A 15,820-nucleotide genomic window follows, 5' to 3' on the forward strand; every position below is an offset into this window, starting at 1 on the left:
GGTAGTCGGGTCTCCACCCGGGTGATCACCAGCTGTCGCGGGACTCATCAGGCACGAGGCGTGGCCGACAGGTCAATGGGTGCACTGGGTGAACAGCAGTGCGATCTCGTCCCTGCGGTTCGCCGCCCGACACTCGTCCCGGTGGAGGCTGTCGGCAAGGTTGTTCAGGAAGTCGGCAGCAACGTGGGCAGGGTTGGTGCGCAGCCGGTCGATGCCGAAGCTGATGTCGGCGTCGGTGGTCTCGATCAGTCCGTCGGTTAAGGGCAAGGAGAAAACCGGGCGGCAGGCCGACGTCAGCGGGTGAGGCAAACGACTCTGGCGCAAACACGCCGGAGTCGTCATTCCGGGCAGTTGCACGGGAGAGTGAACCGACCCGCAGTAAATAGTACTGTGGGTGTCGCGGCTTGGACATTCCCCGGGTGGTGCGTTGACTACGCGGTTTCCCTCGGCCCGCCAGGCACTGGATACCGTGATGTGCCGACCTGGTTGTGCCGCGTGCCCAGCGCGTGGCTTTCTACCGCCATGAGGCCCCCGAGTATCAGATAAGTGCAGGCTGTGGCCTGATCCTCGTCGAGGGTTCCAAGATCGTGAAGTGGCCTCGCCTTGACCGATGCCTATGGTGACTGCCTTCTTCGCGAGGCGTACGTGATCTTCTCGCTATGGCACTTCGCTCCGTCGGCCGTGCCGTGTGGTTGCATCGGGAACGAATTATGGTTTTACAACCACCCGGCCCATTAAGTATTTCTAAGCATCACGAGTTACCTCTCGCGGAGATTATCGGTCGGCACATTTCTCAGTAATATGCCAGCCCCAGGTACAGGCGATTCTGTGCGACCGGGACCGCCAAAACCACCCGCTCAAAGGAGTTGGCCCCTCGATGACGCTGAATATCCCTGAAGCGCCGCTACGGCGCACCATGTCGGTCTGGTTCGCGGCGCTGACGGCCGTGGTGATCGCCGCCGTCGTGCTCGCGATGACGCCGACACGTGCAAGTGCCATTGCCACACCCGTACCTCTCGGTACGGCGACCAGCTTCGCCGTACTGGCCGGTTCACAAGTCACCAACACCGGGCCCTCGTTGATCACCGGTGACCTCGGAGTGTCGCCGGGAACGGCCATCACCGGATTCCCGCCCGGCACGGTGATCGGGGCCCAGCACTCCGCGGACGCGGTGGCGCTCCAGGCCAAGAGCGACCTGGTCACGGGGTACAACAACGCCGCCGGTCAGGCGCCGGACGTCACCTACCCCACCGCTCCCGACCCCGTGGAGCTCGGTGGCAGGACGCTGGATCCGGGCGTCTACAAGGCACCCATCTCCGCGGGTATCACCGGCACGCACACGACGACCCCAACGCCGTATGGGTCTTCCAGATCGGTTCGACTCTGACGACGGCATCCGGCAGCAACGTGTCGCTCGTCAACGGCGCTTCGCCGTGCAACGTGTACTGGCAGATCGGCAGTTCGGCCACCCTCGGCACCAACTCCGCGTTCGTGGGCACCATCATGGCCCAGGAGTCGATCACCGTCACGACGGGAACGACCATCGCCGGCCGAGCGCTGGCCCGTACCGGCGCCGTGACGCTGGACAACAACACGATCAACCGCGGTACGTGTGCCGCCGGCGGAACCACCGGTGGCCTCATCACGGGTGGCGTTGTGGCCGGTGCCACGACGGGCGGCGCCACAGCGGGCACGACGGGCAGCACCACGGTCGGCGTCATCGGCGGCGTGCCGACGGGTGGCGGAACCGGCGGCGGTCTTCTGGGCGGTGTCCTGACATCGGGTGGAACCACCGGTGGCGCGCTGGGTGGTCTCATCGCGGGCACCACCACGAGCGGTACCACGGGCGGTACGAACGGTGGTGCGACAGGCGGTGGCTCGACCGGTGGAAACGGCTATCCCGATCACGGCCACAAGCCCGGCGGCCACGGTCACGGCGGGAAGCCTGATGAGCACGGTGGTTACGGCGGTAAGGGCGGGCATAAAGGCAAGCCCGGCAAGCCCCACAAGCCCGAGGGCTACGACAACGGTCACGAAGGTCACCAAAGGAAAGCCGCCTAGCTCCCCTTGAGCGAGCAGGGCGAGCGGCGCGCGACGGATCGTGGTCGATCCGTCGCGCGCCGCGTTGGCGCAATCTCAGGAGAAACAGTGAGAGAAGCCAGGATGGAAGGCTCGGATGGGGACATGCCGGGCGGCACCGAAACGGCGGACGTCGACGAACCGGACCGGAGGAGCCGGGATCGGGGTGGCGACCGAGGCGGGGACAGTGGCGGGGACCGGGGCGGGACAACTCTTCCGGGCCGAGGGCTTTCGAAGCCTCCGCCCATCCCCCTGAAGGCGGGAACGAGCGCGGCTGTGGCCCTGTGCCTGGCGACAGCCCTGGTCCACGTTCTCCTGGTGTTTCTGCACGTGGCACCCCCGAACTCCCTTTCCCGGCAGTACAGCCGTCAGGTCGACGCGTGGGTGTTCCCCTTGTTCGAGCAGAACTGGCGGCTCTTCGCGCCGGATCCGGAGTCGGTCAACCGGCAGATCTCGGCAAGGACCATGCACACCACCCCGGACGGCGGTGCGCGGGTGAGCGGCTGGTTCGACCTGAGCGGCATCGACAACTCGGCGGTGAAGCACGACCCCTTCCCGAGTCACACAGCTCAGAACATGCTGCGGCGGGCCTGGAGTTCGTACCTCGAAACCCATGGCGGTGACGACCGGCCGCGCTCGGAGCGGGCACTCATGGTGCAGCGATACCTGACCAACATCGCGGCGGACCGCATCACCGACCACCGTGGCGGCACCTTCGAGTCCGTCCAACTGCGGGTGATCACCGTGCCCATCGCCGCGTCGGCCGAGGAGCCCGGCCCCGGTTCGTCCGGCGCCGAGCCGAAGTTTGTCGAAACGCGGTACCTGCCCTGGTGGAAGGTGATCTCCCATGGAAACTGAGCAGGCACTCGCTCCGCACCGACGTATCCCCGATCGGGCGCACGCAGGCCCGCCGCGTCGCGTGCCGGAGAGGGTTGGGGCGTTTCTCACCGTCCTGACCGAGCAGCCGATTTCCCTCTACGCCGCGGCCGTTCTGCGCATTGGCTACGGGTTCCTCTACTTCGTCTTCCTGCTGCGCGAGTTTCCGCACCGCGACGAGATCTGGGGGCCCGGGGCACCGTGGACGCCCGAGCTGGCCAGGCAACTGTTCGACCAGACAGGGTGGTTGAGCATCCTCACGCTGTCCGACAGCCGGCCGTACTTCGAGACCTGCTACGCGCTGGCCCTCGTCACGTCCGCGCTGTTCATGCTGGGCTGGCGGACCCGAGCGGTGTCCGTGCTGTTCGCGGTCGTAGTGGCGTCGTTCCACGCCCGTGCGATCTTCATGACCGACGGAGGGGACAATCTCATCCTCCTGATGGCTATCTATCTGGTCTTCACCGCGTGCGGCCGACGCTGGTCCCTGGATGCGCGCAGAACCCGTCCTCAAGCCTTCGCGGGAGAAGGGGCGAGCAGCTCGACAGGCTCAGGGGCAGGCGAGCTCCGGCATCAACTGGGCATGTCTCGCCGGACCTTGACGGCCGTACTTCACAACTGCGGCATGTTCGTCATCGCGGCCCAGGTCTGCTTCCTCTACGGATCCGCGGGCCTCTACAAGGTGCAGGGCGGCTCCTGGGGCAACGGCACCGCCCTCCACTATGTCCTGAACCTCGACCTGTTCCGGCCCTGGCCCGAACTCTCCCTCCTGGCGGACGAGCACGATGTACTGATCGCCATCGCCTGCTACCTGACCGTGCTGGTGCAGGTCGCCTTCCCGTTCGTCCTGTTCGGACGGCTGAAATACCCGGTCCTGACCATGCTGCTGGGCATGCACCTGGGCATCGCCGTCCTCATGGGACTGCCGCTCTTCTCCGGCGCGATGATCATCGCGGATGCCGTGTTCCTGCCGGACCGCTTCTACCGGGCACTGGGACAGCGGCTGCGGCGCACCGGCCGGTGGACACATTCCACGGAGGCCAGGGCTTCGTCTCGCGGGGAAAGGGCGCTCGTGCCCCCACAGTCTGTACCGGCGAGCCAGGGCTCCTCAGCGGGGTGATTTGGCTGTGGGTCCGAGTCCCACAGGGTCTACCGAGGTCAGGGCCGCTCTACGGCTCTGACCATTAGTTTCGTGGCCCCGGCCGGTCCTCCTGGCCGGGGCCACGCCATGTGTGGAGTCCGGCTGCCTGAATGGGTGTGCAGACAACAGCGTGGCTCGTTCAGTCGTCAGGGTTCGCCACTGCAGGCATGCCTCTCTTCGTGGCTTCGAAGTCGTCGGTGAGACCGCCAAGGCGGTCGGCGAGTTCCTGGAGCTGATCCGCGTGTGCCGTGAGACTGCCCGCCAGGCGGCGCAAATCGTCGGGACCGTGTGGATACCAGTCCCCGTCCATCTCGACGTTCACGGTTCCCGTACACCAGTCGGGTGCATGAGCGGGTTCCTTGTTCCTTCCAGTAGTCGTCGGCCTGGGGCGGCGTGGAGTGGGGATCGCGGCTCATTCCTCGTTCAGGAGTTCAGCCGCCGCTTTCGGATCCATGAGGGTCGACCAGGCTTGCTAGGCGGGAAGAAGGGGGCGGCTGGGGAGGGTGTTACTCGGGGTACCAGACGGTGGGGCCGTCGTCGGCGTGTACGAGGATGCCGAGGCGGAAGGTGGGAAAGTCGGCGGCATGTTCATGCCCGTCCTGCCGTGATCCACGAGTGAGCTCCCGAACAGCCGCAGCGAGATGGCGGACAAGTCGGGGCCCGGCTTCGAGTTGGTAGCGGTCACGGTCGTTCTGGTCAGGGAGGAGATGCCCGACGTATGTCCTGGTGCTCAAGGGCTGACGGTTGTCGGCGTTACAGCGGGCTCGTGCAGCCTTCGCGGTCGTCTCCAAGGCTGAGTAGGAAGTCGTCTGGTGATCCGTCCTCGGGCTGCCCCGCTGCGATGAGCCAGGGCAGATCCTCGCCGGCCCACACCGCTCCACTCCAGCGTTGGACCTTGACTTTGAAGAGCACCTCATCATCGACCGAGCGGATCCGCTCATGTCCGGCTTCGTCGTCGGCGAAGTGTTCCCTGGCCTTGGCCAGGATTGGATGATCCAGCTCATCGAGCGGTTCCCGGGCTGGCGGAAGCGGTAGTTTCAGGTCCTCGCGGAGAGTGGGTCGAGCTGGCCGCACGGATGAGTCGTCCTCGCCTACTCCGCCGAGTTCCTTGATCCGCTCCGGTGACAGCCCGGTGAGCAGTGAGACGCTCGATTCCACGGATCCGTCAAGCAGTGACAGGGCGTCGGTGGGTGCGGATCCGGGGGCTTCGTGGCCGGCTGCGGGTCCTGCGGGTCCCGCGGGCCGCTGCCGGTCGGCGGTGCGGGTCGGGGAAGAGGCCCTCCGGTGGGCACGCCCTAATATCTGTGGCCGCGAGCTGAGAAATTGACGGAACGCACGGGCAGGTTATTTGCCCCAATGGATAACTGAGAGTTATTCAACACTCGTCGGCCGTCGCAGTGTGCTACTGTCGATCTAAGTTGCAGTTGTGGTTCCCGAAATTTTTATCTCCGGTCTTCCGGGCGGGGCAATCGACACGGCGACACGGAGTCTGCGACCTGCGGACCCGCAAGCACTGCCCCTGAAGGAGAAAAAGACATGGCTGCTGGCACCGTGAAGTGGTTCAACGCGGAAAAGGGTTTCGGATTCATCGAGCAGGATGGTGGCGGCCCTGACGTGTTCGCCCACTACTCGAACATCTCCGCCCAGGGCTTCCGCGAGCTGCTCGAAGGCCAGAAGGTCACCTTCGACATCGCGCAGGGCCAGAAGGGCCCGACGGCCGAGAACATCGTTCTTGCCTGACGCTGACGCGTACTGTGCAGCTGGGGTCCGCATCCCTCGGGGTGCGGGTCCCAGCTGCATGTATTTTTTTCGCAGTGGTTTCACCTGTTGAGACGACGGCTTCGCGGACGTGCATTCCGTGGGCGTGGTGAATGCCCCAGATGTCACTCCGTATCGATTCAAATGATTTCGTCGGCTTCTTCATTGATTCAGTCGAGTCACCCAATTCAGCAACTGTGCCCGCGTGAATTCACTGCCGGCCAGCTTCGCTTTCGCATTCTTTCGGCCCATTCTTGCAATTCTCCGCGCGGTTCGTTGCTGCGGAAATTCCTAGATGTGAGCCGCATCGAGGAAGGTTCCGCATGAACCGCACACGTACGAACGACCGTTTCTCCCGCACCCGCAACGGCGGTGCCGCTTCCGGACGGAGTGGCGGCCGATCGGGCTCGCCGACCGCGAACCGGTCCGGCGGACAGAGCCGTTCCGGCGGCCAGGGCCGGTCCGGCGGTGGCTACGGCCGTCGGCCCGCCGCGCCGCAGGGGGAGTTCGCCCTCCCCGAGACGATCACTCCCGCGCTTCCCGCCGTGGAGGCCTTCGCCGATCTCGACATGCCCCGGGAGTTGCTGGCCGCGCTCGGCGCCCAGGGCGTGACCGTGCCCTTCCCGATCCAGGCCGCGACCCTGCCGAACTCCCTGGCCGGCCGTGACGTACTGGGCCGCGGACGCACCGGCTCCGGCAAGACCCTCGCCTTCGGACTGGCGCTGCTGGCCCGTACGGTCGGGCAGCGCGCCGAGGCCAGGCAGCCGCTGGGTCTGGTCCTCGTACCGACGCGTGAGCTGGCGCAGCAGGTGACCGACGCGCTCACCCCGTACGCCCGCGCCGTGCGGCTTCGGCTGGCCACGGTGGTGGGCGGGATGCCGATCGGCAGGCAGGCCAGCGCGCTGCGCGGCGGGGCCGAGATCGTCGTCGCCACCCCCGGACGCCTCAAGGACCTCATCGACCGCGGCGACTGCCGGCTGAACCAGGTCTCCATCACCGTCCTCGACGAGGCCGACCAGATGGCCGACATGGGCTTCATGCCGCAGGTCACCGCCCTGCTCGACCAGGTGCGCCCCGAGGGCCAGCGGATGCTGTTCTCCGCCACTCTCGACCGCAACGTCGACCTGCTCGTGCGCCGCTACCTGACCGACCCGGTCGTGCACTCCGTCGACCCCTCGGCCGGCGCGGTCACGACGATGGAGCACCACGTGCTGCACGTCCACGGCGCCGACAAGCACGCGGCCACCACCGAGATCGCCGCCCGCGACGGCCGCGTGATCATGTTCCTCGACACCAAGCACGCCGTCGACCGTCTCACCGAGCACCTCCTCAACAGCGGGGTACGGGCTGCCGCCCTGCACGGCGGGAAGTCGCAGCCGCAGCGCACCCGCACACTGGCGCAGTTCAAGACCGGTCACGTCAACGTGCTGGTGGCCACGAACGTCGCGGCGCGCGGCATCCACGTCGACAACCTCGACCTCGTCGTCAACGTCGACCCGCCGACCGACCACAAGGACTACCTCCACCGTGGTGGCCGCACCGCCCGCGCCGGCGAGTCCGGCAGTGTCGTGACCCTGGTCACCCCGAACCAGCGTCGCGAGATGACCCGCCTGATGGCGGCGGCCGGCATCGTCCCGCAGACCACTCAGGTCCGCTCGGGCGAAGAGGCCCTGCAGCGCATCACCGGCGCCCAGGCCCCCTCGGGCGTCCCGGTCGTCATCACCGCACCGGTGGCCGACCGCGCGAAGAAGCGCGGCACCACCTCGCGCGGCCGACGCCACCCCGCCTCGGCGGCCCGCCGCGCGTCCGCACGTCAGGCCGGCGCCGCTGCGGCGTAGTCCCTTCCCGATGACCGGCGTCAGGCGTGCTTTGTCCTGACGCCCGCTACCCGCCACGCTTCTCCCGTTTCCGCCGCTTCTCCCTGTGAGGCAACATGCGCTGTGTCATCGCACGCTTCCCGTTCGACCTGACCAAGAGTGGCGTGCTGGAGTCGATGAAGGGCGTCAAACCCCAGCCGGTCACCGGTGAGTCCGTGGTCATCGGGCGACGTCGCTACCCCGTCAAGCAGGTGGGCCAGATCGTCACCCGTCAGGACCCCCGCGATTTCAGCGCGGGCGAAGTCGTACGGGCCATGACCCGGCTCGGCTTCACCTGTGGGACTCCGCCGCAGGCCGAGCCGGTGCGCGTCGAGAGCCCGTTCGAGCAGGCTTCGGCGCTGCTCGGGACTCCCGCGGCCGTCTGACCGCTGACACCTGACCGACCCCACCGGCGCGAGCCGGGCAACAGTGAGGGCCCTGCCGATACGTCGGCAGGGCCCTCACTGTGTGCGGTGCCGGCCGTGCCGGACGGGGCGCGGCTGTGGCTCAGCGGGATGGTGGGTCAGTGGTCGGAGTACCTGAAGTCGCCCACGGTCCAGGCGCTGACGTCCTCGATCGCGATGCGGTACATCCCGCCCGTCTCCGGGATCCCCACCGTGCCCTGCAGGATCCGGGCGACATGGAAGTGCAGATGCGTGGGTGGGCCCTCCCTCTTGGTGGGGGCTCTGAAGACGGCGGAGAACTCGCCCAGTTGATCGGAGTCGGTCAGTACCTCCGACACCCTCCGCCGCCACACGGCTTCGGGGGCCAGTCGACCGGTGATGACAGCACCACCGGTGACCACGGTCAGGGACATCTGATTGCTTCGCCCGGACTCCACAAGGGCGGCGATGTCAACGATCAGGTCGTCAGGCTTCGGCATGGCATCGGATTCTATGCAACGGCCCGTGCGGGCGGCTCGGGCGGTGACACCCAGGTGGGCCGGTCCCTCTCGGCCGATCGGCCCGCAGGTGATTACCTCATCGTGGAGCCAAGCAAAATCTATGCTTGCCGGAGTAGACATTGGCGGCTCGGGTCATTATGGTTTCTCTCGTAGCCGAGATCGAGCAAGGCCTGGCAGACACGAACTGCCGGGCAGTAGTACCGCAGTCGCAGGTTGTGGTTCGCAGTTCGTAGGACGGTGCGGTGGTGGAGTTCCGAAGCCAGGTTTGTCGTAGGTCGGCGACGGGGCTGACGACCGGACCGGGTGGCCCGCAGTGATCAGGGGCCGCCATGAGTGGTACCAGCAGTACGTAGTTCCTGTTCGATAGGTTGTTGACCCAGAGGGAAGAACGGAGGAGTCGAGCGCCATCAGGATCGCCCGGGCGGAAGCTGGGCCCGGGTACCGCAGGACATCGATAGGTAGGTGGTCTCCGGTCATAAATTCGCGATCCCCGCACTCTCGTCGACATATCAGACAATTGTGCGGAAAAAGCAGGCCGGTGCAGTAGTAGGGCCGGCAGATGGTGTTTGCAGTTCCTTCGGGGCCTTGGTGCCGTTACGGCACCAAGGCCCCTCGACGCGTTCCAAAAGAGAGGTGAGATGACAGCAGACGACTCGCTGGGCCGTCTTGACGACGACGACTACCCCGCCTACACGATGGGCCGGGCCGCCGAGATGCTCGGTACCACTCCCGGGTTCCTCCGGGCCCTCGGTGAAGCGCGACTGATCACGCCACTGCGCTCCGAGGGCGGACACCGCCGCTACTCGCGCTACCAACTGCGCATCGCGGCCCGCGCGCGTGAGCTCGTCGACCGTGGCACGCCGATCGAGGCCGCCTGCCGGATCATCATCCTTGAGGACCAGCTCGAAGAAGCGCAGCGCATCAACGCCGAATACCGGCGCGCCGACACGTCGTCCAATCCGTCGGCGGCGAACTGAGAACTCGGCGATGAGGACTCCGAGCCGGGAGTCGAGAAGCGAGAGCTGAGAGCCGGGAGCTGAAGTGAGCGTGCCCGCCGGGACGGCGGGCCATCACCCACATGCGTGGCCGAAATACGACGCGGGGTTTTTTCTGTGGTGATGCAGGGCGCGGACGGGTAGCGTCTGTGTGAGCTGTCGTGGTTCGGAGTTCCCCTTGCCCACGCCCTTGGTGTGGGCGTTTTGCTGTGCTGTGCCGCAGGGACCAGGGCGATCACCTCCGTCTACCCCACAGGGGGCAGGCGTTCATCGACTGGAAGGCATGACTATGGCTACGGGAACTGTGAAGTGGTTCAACGCGGAGAAGGGCTTCGGCTTCATCGCCCAGGACGGCGGCGGCCCGGACGTCTTCGCGCACTACTCCGCGATCAACTCCTCGGGCTTCCGTGAGCTCCAGGAGGGCCAGACCGTGACGTTCGACGTCGTCCAGGGCCAGAAGGGCCCCCAGGCGGAGAACATCACCACCGCCTGATCTCGCAGTGAACGTACTGGGCCGCGCGGCGTTCGCCGCGCGGCCCAGTACGTCGTTCCGAAGGTCCGGAAGTACGGCCCGGAGGCCGGAGGTTCACCCCGGCCAGGTACCCGTCAGGCGTCGGACCGCCGTGGCGCCGCCGCGGTCGACGGCCGCCTTGACCCCGGCGAAGATCGCGCCCTGTACGACGGCTGCCGCGAGGATCTCGGGCCAGCTGCGGAACTCGTCCGTGGCGTCAGGGGCGTCGTCCTCGTGCGCGAACCGCTTCCAGGCCTGCTTGAACACCGCGCCGGCCAGGAAGCCGCCAAGTGCGCCCAGGGCCGTACCGACCGGCTTGTAGGCGATCTTCGAGCCCTTCATCGCTGCCTCCGCGAGCGGCGCACCATGAGCAGCGCGACGACGACGGCGCCGACGGCGAGCAGCTGGGCGCGGTTGGCACGCGCCGCACGCATGCCCTGGCCCGCCTTCTCCCGTACCGGCTCCGGGGCCTTGTCCCGGGCCAGTTCCACGACGTGCACGGCCTTGTCGCGGACCTGTCCGGTGGCCGCCGCGGCCTTCGCGCGCACGGGTTCGGGGGTCCTGTCCTGCACCGCGTGTGCCGCGTGTGTCGCCTTGTCCCGCAGTTGGGCCCCGACCTGGGCGGACTTCTCGGCGACCTGCTGCCTGACGGCCGTCGTCTTCTCCTGGGCGCGGGCCTTGACGTCGGCCTTCGCCGCGAGGGCCTCGACCGTCTCGCCGAGCTCCTCGCGTGTTGCCTCCACCCGGGTCCGCAGTTCCTCGGGGGACGGTGTTGCCTCGGCACCCGGCTGCGACTTGTCCTCGGTCATCGGTGTGCACTCTCCTTGATAGCGGCCACATCGGCCTTGACGCTGTCCACCGTCCGCTCGGGCGTCGGCGGGGCTGCCTTGCTGAACTGCTTCTTGCCGAGCGCGGCCGTCACCGCGGTGACGGCAGCCAGGACGCCGGTGACGATCAGCGCCGCCGCCCACACGTCCATGGCGAGCGACAGCGCGGCGATCGCGGTGGCCGCCAGGGCCTGCAGGGTGAGCACACCCAGCACGCCGGCGCCGCCGAACAGGCCACCGCCCTTGCCGAACCGCCTGCCCTTCTCGGTCATCTCCGCCTGCGCCAGCCGCATCTCGTCGCGGACCAGCTGTGACAACTGCCGCGAGGCACGCTGGACCAGGTCGCCCACCGGTTCCTGCGCTCCGTCGTCCGTTCGGTGGGAGCCCTGTGCTGTCATGGGTGCTCACCCGTCCTTGGTCGGCTTTCGTAGGCCTTCGTCGGCGTTCGTCGACACTCTCGTACGACGCTGCCCTGGGCGTTGTCGGATCGGTCGGCTGTGCGGGTACCCACGCATCGCCGCGTCACCCCGCCGGACGCGGCTCGGTGCCCGCCGGTTCAGGACTCGAAGCGGCGGCGGTCCTCCTCGTCCCACTTCCGGGTGTCCCGAGGCTGCACGTAGGGCTCCTCGTCGGCCGGGTGGCCGCCCGCGACGGCACGCTGGCGGGCCAGTTCCGCGCAGCACCGCCCACCAGGAGGAACGTGGCAGATAGGTCGGCGTCTCCGGAGCCCGCCCCTCCACACCCCCGCCCCCGTACCTCCCCCGCCACCGTTCCCCGTACGGCCTCGTCACCTTCCTGGACGGCGCCGACTCCGCCCTCGGACGCCCGTACCTCGGCATCGAAGTCGACGGGTACGTGACCGGCGCGCAGAAGATGGCCGCCTGATGGAACACGTGAACGCGAACGGTGTCACTGTCCCCCGGCTGCTGCCCTGGCCGTCGCCCGAGGGCAAGCCCTGCTACCTGGTGGCCGACGACCACGGCAGCCGCCTCTCACGTCTCGCCGACGATCTGGAGGCCGTGCAACTCGCCAGTGGCGCCGACGTGCTCGAACTCGCCCGCGACGTGCTGGACGACCCCGCGTCGCCGTACACCGAGGTCCGTTACGCCGGCATCCGGCTGGCCGAGTGCCTGACCGACGCCCTGCGCGTCGACGAGTCGCGGGGCATGCGCCTGCCCGCGCAGGATGCCGAGGGGGCAGAGCCCGGCGACGGACAGGCAGCGAACCCCGAGGAAGTCGGTCTCGCGGAGTGCGGGGTCGGGCGAGGGCAACGGGGTCAGGCCGCTGTCGGCTCCTCCGGGGATTCCTCGGCCGGGTCGATGAACGAGAGCGTCTGAAGGACGGCCGTCAACAGGCCGTAGATCTGGTCCCAGTGGTCCATGGAGGCCGTGTAGAGGGTGAAGATCGCGGTGAACGGGCCCGTGGGGAAGGGAACATGGACCTGTATCTGCCCGGTGAGGAGTTTCGCCGCCTGGGCGTCGGCCGTCATCTCCGGATTGAGGTCGTACTCGCGCACCATGATGCAGGAGACCGCCGGCCCACACGGCAGGTCGAGCCAGATGGCGTCGTTGAACGGGTCGCTGGAGAGCGTCGCGAGGATGCCCTGGGCGACGACGTCGGTGTCACCGGCGGCCTGGTCGGTGGGGGCGATGGCCACGGTGAGGGCACATTGCGCGATGCCCTCGGAGGGCTCGTACCTGGTCGACTCGTCGGCGGCGGAGTCGTCCTCCTCCACCGTGGAGAACAGACCCATCGCGGCGTACGAGACGCCGGTGTTCCCCATCATCTCGGCTATCGCCGCGTAGTACGGGGCTGCGGGCTCCCAGATGTTCTCGTCGCCCCGTGAGTACAGCTCTCGTACGAAGGAGTGGGCGCGGGCGGCTCGTTCCTCGGGGGTGGCTGCGACGGGCAGGGCGAAGAAGCCCTCGGGGGCGAGGAACCAGAGGGGCGGGAGGTCGCCGTCGGCTGTGCTGACGTGCAGGGTGTTCGTGGTGTTGGTGGCGGGGAACATGGGGTGCGGTGAGCCGATCTGATCGAGGGCAGCACGGGTTTCAGGTCAGGAAGTCTTCCGGGTGGTACTCCGTGAGCTTGAGTTCGGTGCCGTTCGCGTCCATGACCATGTCCATACCGGTGTGGCCGAAGAACGCGTGAACCGTGCTCAGGGCCACCACTTCGATCCGGAAACAGCCACAGGGATTCCGCTTCACCAGAGGCAGTTCGGCATCCGGCGCCTGGGCCTCGGCGAACGCTTCGGCGGTGTTCCGCTGCGCCGGGGTGAGGGACTCCAGCGGAATGAAATCGAGGGGCTCAATCAGGTACCGAGTGAGCCGTTCTCGGCCGACACTGTGCAGCCTGCACCATGAACCGTCGTCAAAGAAAATCTTCGCATCGCGCCCGTGCTTGAAATCCCGCAGCTCGACTCTCGCGATGCTCGACCGAGGCGCTTCCCAGAGCAGTTCGTCGTCAATGAGCATGTCGTTGCCCTTGACGTAGGGGAAACCCACGATCACGAACCGACGGTCGGTGATGACCGCATGTGTCCGGTAGAGCTGCTCCGAGGAACGAGCGGGGTCCAACTGCCAGGGCAGGGTGCGAGCGATCGTGCCCGGCGCAGCCCACATGACAGGGAAGTCATCCACTTCATCCGCGTAGTCGTGCGAGACGTTCGTACCCTCGTCCCCAAGACCGGGGGTGCCACCGATAGCCCCTCCGTGAGCGGAGAGAAAGCCCCTGATACCGACACCTACGGCTACCAGGAGACCCTTGACCGTATTCCGGGCCACAGTGTCACCGACAGAGCGGGACTTGTACGTGGGTCCCGCAGGCCAACCAGTGAGTTCGTCCTTAATGTCGTTGCGCTGGGTGTCGCGAAACCAGCGCATCCCGCTGACAGGCGTGGCCTCACCTGTCGCGAAAGTGACCGGCGCACGGGCGATCAGCGTCTCGTCCGCTTCGGGTTGCCAGATGCTCATATCTGTACGAATCCTCCCTCGGTGCGCCCGCTGGGACGGCGCTTCCACGCGACGCACAAGGCGCTAGTCACCGGTCACGTGGGCGTAGACCTTGGGCGCGATCTTCAGACCCGCGTCCAGGACGATACCGCCGGCCCCGAACGGACTGATGTTCGCGCCGAGAAGGCCAGCCCCCTTCGTGCCGATCAACTGGCCCTGGTGATAACCAGCGACGGCTAGCCCGCCCATGCGGGACATCGAACCGCTGCCTGCGTGCGCAACCTCGTAGACATGGCGAGACGTGCCCCCGATCTTCACCAGGCCGGCCTTGCCAAGGCCGCCGGTGATGCCCTGGGCTTCCTTACCGAAGGCCAGGAGGACTCGCGACTCACCGGCGATCTTGGTTGCCTGGAATCCCTTACCCAACCGGCTCGCCGTGGCTGCGGCCTTGGCGGCACCGACAACCTTCACCCCCTTCCCGAACATCCCGATCCCCGGCAACAACCCCACGGCGTCGAGCCCCATCTGCATCCAGCTCACATCCGCACCCGCCGCCTTGGCGATGCCATGTGCCGCCAGCGTGAGCCCCGCGCCGATCAGCGCGGCCGTACCGAAGATGGCCGCGAGGGGCGGGAAGGGAAGGGTGACGATGGCCAGCATGCCCAGCACCGCGGTGATGTCGCTCAGGACGTCACCGATCGCCTTGATCAGGTCGGCGTGCTCCTTGAGCCAGTCCCCTGTGGCACCCCACGCGTCGGCGATGCCTGTGCCCAGCTTGTCCCAGAAGCCGGGCTCGTTCGGGGCGATGTCGGCTGCCTTGTCCAGTTCCCTGCTGATGTGGCCGGCGGCCTGCCGGTAGCGCCTTTCGAGTTCGTGGACCTTCTGGATGGCCCCGTTGACGTCACCGGAGGCCTTGCCGTACTCGTCGGTGCCTTCCGTGGCCTGCGTCTGGGCGTCCAGCTTCTCCTTGGCGGACTTGTCCAGCCGGTCCGTCTCGTCCTGGAAGTCCTGGAGTTCGTTCGCCCACCGGTGCAGTGCTCGCGAGGCCTTGTCGAAGGACTCGTGGCTCTTGCGGATGAGCGGGGTGACGTCCTCGCCTATGTAGTCGGTGAAGGCGACAGCGGTCCTGCCCTTCCAGGCGCCGCACTCGATCCGCTCCAACTCCCCGAGCGCGGTACCGAGTTCACTCGCCAGCCTGCCGAGCCGCTTGGCGAGTTCCCGGGTGTCCTCGACATCTCCCGGGGTGGGATCCCAGCCGATGCTCGGCGGGACGATCCGCTGACCGGTCACGTCACTTGCCCTTCTTCTGGGCCTTGGCGGATTTGAGGGACTCGGCCAGCTCCCGGTCGAGCCCGTCGAAGGTCTCGGCGATTTTGTTGATCATCTTCACGGCACCCTGGGTGTGCTTGCCGAGCTGCTTGATGCCGTAGCCCCAGTCGTCGGCGAAGTCCTGGAGATCCTCGACCAGTCCGCTCTCGCCGACGCACGAGGCGTCCGCGCTGCGCAGGCTGCGCCGGGTCGCTTCCATGCGGTCGCTTATGGAGGAGAAGGTCTTCTTCAGATCCTCGAAGATCGTGTCGTCGAGGCGCAGGTCACTCATGTCGTGTTCCGGTCTCTCCGGGTCTCTGCCGGGCAAGGACGGGCGGGATCTTCGCCGGTCAGTGGTTGACGGCGTTGATCGTGCACTCACCGGAGGCCGGGTAGGTCGTGGCGTCGGTGGTGCCGGGTTCGAGTTTGAGGGAGGGGCGCTTCGCGGTGGCCGTCGCCTGGATGTTGAGGCCGGCGACGTTCGAGGGCGCGGTCATGGAGACCTCTCGGGCACGGCGAGTGCGGCAGCAACGGGCAAAGCGCGGCGCTTCAAGGTGAGCTCCCCGTGAGTACAGATGTTCAGTCAAGACCACTGACGGTATCGGCGAGGTTCTCTC

21 protein-coding genes and 2 pseudogenes are annotated in these 15,820 nt (G+C 67.2%); 9 read left to right on the forward strand and 14 right to left on the reverse strand.

Annotated features, from left to right (window positions below; translation table 11 throughout):
• Positions 1–72: 72 nt before the first annotated feature.
• Complete coding sequence (locus PV734_RS13085; protein WP_319096443.1) at positions 73–267, reverse strand: hypothetical protein; 195 nt, start codon at positions 265–267, stop codon at positions 73–75.
• 706 nt (positions 268–973) lie between these two features.
• Between PV734_RS13085 and PV734_RS13090 the strand changes: the two are divergent.
• The 3 genes and pseudogenes from PV734_RS13090 (at position 974) to PV734_RS13100 (ending at position 4,072) form a co-directional block, all read left to right on the forward strand.
• Positions 974–2,061: pseudogene (locus PV734_RS13090) on the forward strand (ice-binding family protein).
• A 336-nt stretch (positions 2,062–2,397) separates the two neighbouring features.
• Positions 2,398–2,937, forward strand: coding sequence for a DUF5819 family protein (locus PV734_RS13095; protein WP_319198805.1), 540 nt, complete (start codon positions 2,398–2,400; stop codon positions 2,935–2,937).
• Positions 2,927–4,072: an HTTM domain-containing protein gene (locus PV734_RS13100; RefSeq protein WP_319289565.1), complete on the forward strand. Its 1,146-nt coding sequence runs from the start codon at positions 2,927–2,929 to the stop codon at positions 4,070–4,072. The genes PV734_RS13095 and PV734_RS13100 overlap by 11 nt, the downstream gene beginning before the upstream one ends.
• A 160-nt stretch (positions 4,073–4,232) precedes the next feature.
• Here PV734_RS13100 and PV734_RS13105 read toward each other — a convergent pair whose 3' ends face one another.
• The 3 genes from PV734_RS13105 to PV734_RS13115 form a co-directional block, all read right to left on the reverse strand.
• Positions 4,233–4,415: a DUF6907 domain-containing protein gene (locus tag PV734_RS13105; protein WP_319098666.1), complete on the reverse strand. Its 183-nt coding sequence runs from the start codon at positions 4,413–4,415 to the stop codon at positions 4,233–4,235.
• 184 nt (positions 4,416–4,599) lie between these two features.
• On the reverse strand, positions 4,600–4,827 hold the full coding sequence (locus PV734_RS13110) for a hypothetical protein (RefSeq protein ID WP_319289566.1): 228 nt from the start codon (positions 4,825–4,827) through the stop codon (positions 4,600–4,602).
• A 19-nt stretch (positions 4,828–4,846) separates the two neighbouring features.
• Positions 4,847–5,251 carry a hypothetical protein gene (locus PV734_RS13115; protein ID WP_319098664.1) on the reverse strand — a complete coding sequence of 135 codons (405 nt, stop codon included), beginning with the start codon at positions 5,249–5,251 and terminating at the stop codon, positions 4,847–4,849.
• Between the two features lie 378 nt (positions 5,252–5,629).
• On the opposite strand from PV734_RS13115, the gene PV734_RS13120 reads away from it, so the two are divergent.
• The 3 genes from PV734_RS13120 to PV734_RS13130 all read left to right on the forward strand — a co-directional run bounded on the left by PV734_RS13120 (position 5,630) and on the right by PV734_RS13130 (position 8,093).
• Positions 5,630–5,833 (forward strand): cold-shock protein, encoded by a 204-nt coding sequence (locus PV734_RS13120; protein WP_053746402.1) that lies wholly within the window; start codon positions 5,630–5,632, stop codon positions 5,831–5,833.
• A gap of 341 nt (positions 5,834–6,174) precedes the next feature.
• Complete coding sequence (locus PV734_RS13125; RefSeq protein WP_319098663.1) at positions 6,175–7,689, forward strand: DEAD/DEAH box helicase; 1,515 nt, start codon at positions 6,175–6,177, stop codon at positions 7,687–7,689.
• Positions 7,690–7,784: 95 nt separating this feature from the next.
• Complete coding sequence (locus PV734_RS13130) at positions 7,785–8,093, forward strand: SCO5918 family protein (RefSeq protein ID WP_319098662.1); 309 nt, start codon at positions 7,785–7,787, stop codon at positions 8,091–8,093.
• A gap of 137 nt (positions 8,094–8,230) precedes the next feature.
• Here PV734_RS13130 and PV734_RS13135 read toward each other — a convergent pair whose 3' ends face one another.
• A complete protein-coding gene (locus PV734_RS13135; protein WP_319098661.1) occupies positions 8,231–8,590 on the reverse strand; it encodes a hypothetical protein in 360 nt (119 codons plus the stop codon).
• A 659-nt stretch (positions 8,591–9,249) separates the two neighbouring features.
• Here PV734_RS13135 and PV734_RS13140 point away from each other — a divergent pair.
• Both PV734_RS13140 and PV734_RS13145 read left to right on the forward strand, forming a co-directional pair.
• Positions 9,250–9,588, forward strand: a complete 339-nt coding sequence (locus PV734_RS13140) for a helix-turn-helix domain-containing protein (protein ID WP_044471789.1) — start codon at positions 9,250–9,252, stop codon at positions 9,586–9,588.
• A gap of 307 nt (positions 9,589–9,895) precedes the next feature.
• Entirely contained in the window at positions 9,896–10,099 is a 204-nt protein-coding gene (locus tag PV734_RS13145; RefSeq protein WP_069766207.1) for a cold-shock protein, read from the forward strand.
• Between the two features lie 93 nt (positions 10,100–10,192).
• Here PV734_RS13145 and PV734_RS13150 read toward each other — a convergent pair whose 3' ends face one another.
• The 4 genes and pseudogenes from PV734_RS13150 to PV734_RS13165 form a co-directional block, all read right to left on the reverse strand.
• Positions 10,193–10,459, reverse strand: coding sequence for a DUF4235 domain-containing protein (locus PV734_RS13150; RefSeq protein WP_319098660.1), 267 nt, complete (start codon positions 10,457–10,459; stop codon positions 10,193–10,195).
• Positions 10,456–10,926 carry a DUF3618 domain-containing protein gene (locus tag PV734_RS13155; RefSeq protein WP_319098659.1) on the reverse strand — a complete coding sequence of 157 codons (471 nt, stop codon included), beginning with the start codon at positions 10,924–10,926 and terminating at the stop codon, positions 10,456–10,458. The genes PV734_RS13150 and PV734_RS13155 overlap by 4 nt, the downstream gene beginning before the upstream one ends.
• Positions 10,923–11,342, reverse strand: a complete 420-nt coding sequence (locus PV734_RS13160; protein ID WP_319098658.1) for a phage holin family protein — start codon at positions 11,340–11,342, stop codon at positions 10,923–10,925. Before PV734_RS13160 ends, PV734_RS13155 begins: the two co-directional genes overlap by 4 nt.
• Before the next feature lie 158 nt (positions 11,343–11,500).
• Positions 11,501–11,620: pseudogene (locus PV734_RS13165) on the reverse strand (ribonuclease BN); the annotation flags it as partial.
• A gap of 208 nt (positions 11,621–11,828) precedes the next feature.
• On the opposite strand from PV734_RS13165, the gene PV734_RS13170 reads away from it, so the two are divergent.
• Positions 11,829–12,281: a hypothetical protein gene (locus PV734_RS13170; protein ID WP_319098657.1), complete on the forward strand. Its 453-nt coding sequence runs from the start codon at positions 11,829–11,831 to the stop codon at positions 12,279–12,281.
• On the opposite strand, the gene PV734_RS13175 is transcribed toward PV734_RS13170, so the two are convergent.
• The 5 genes from PV734_RS13175 to PV734_RS13195 form a co-directional block, all read right to left on the reverse strand.
• The gene (locus PV734_RS13175) at positions 12,221–12,955 is read right to left on the reverse strand and encodes a hypothetical protein (protein ID WP_319289567.1); all 735 of its coding nucleotides are present in this window, start codon (positions 12,953–12,955) and stop codon (positions 12,221–12,223) included. The two genes, PV734_RS13170 and PV734_RS13175, sit on opposite strands and share 61 nt — an antisense overlap.
• A 40-nt stretch (positions 12,956–12,995) precedes the next feature.
• A complete protein-coding gene (locus PV734_RS13180) occupies positions 12,996–13,916 on the reverse strand; it encodes a hypothetical protein (protein WP_319289568.1) in 921 nt (306 codons plus the stop codon).
• A gap of 63 nt (positions 13,917–13,979) precedes the next feature.
• Positions 13,980–15,185, reverse strand: coding sequence for an enoyl-CoA hydratase/isomerase family protein (locus PV734_RS13185; RefSeq protein WP_319289569.1), 1,206 nt, complete (start codon positions 15,183–15,185; stop codon positions 13,980–13,982).
• A gap of 1 nt (position 15,186) precedes the next feature.
• A complete protein-coding gene (locus PV734_RS13190) occupies positions 15,187–15,495 on the reverse strand; it encodes a hypothetical protein (RefSeq protein ID WP_319098653.1) in 309 nt (102 codons plus the stop codon).
• Positions 15,496–15,553: 58 nt separating this feature from the next.
• The gene (locus tag PV734_RS13195) at positions 15,554–15,700 is read right to left on the reverse strand and encodes a hypothetical protein (RefSeq protein WP_319098670.1); all 147 of its coding nucleotides are present in this window, start codon (positions 15,698–15,700) and stop codon (positions 15,554–15,556) included.
• Positions 15,701–15,820 lie beyond the last annotated feature (120 nt).

It is taken from the genome of Streptomyces sp. AK08-02, assembly GCF_033795085.1.
In the GTDB taxonomy this organism is placed as follows: Bacteria; Actinomycetota; Actinomycetes; order Streptomycetales; family Streptomycetaceae; genus Streptomyces; species Streptomyces echiniscabiei.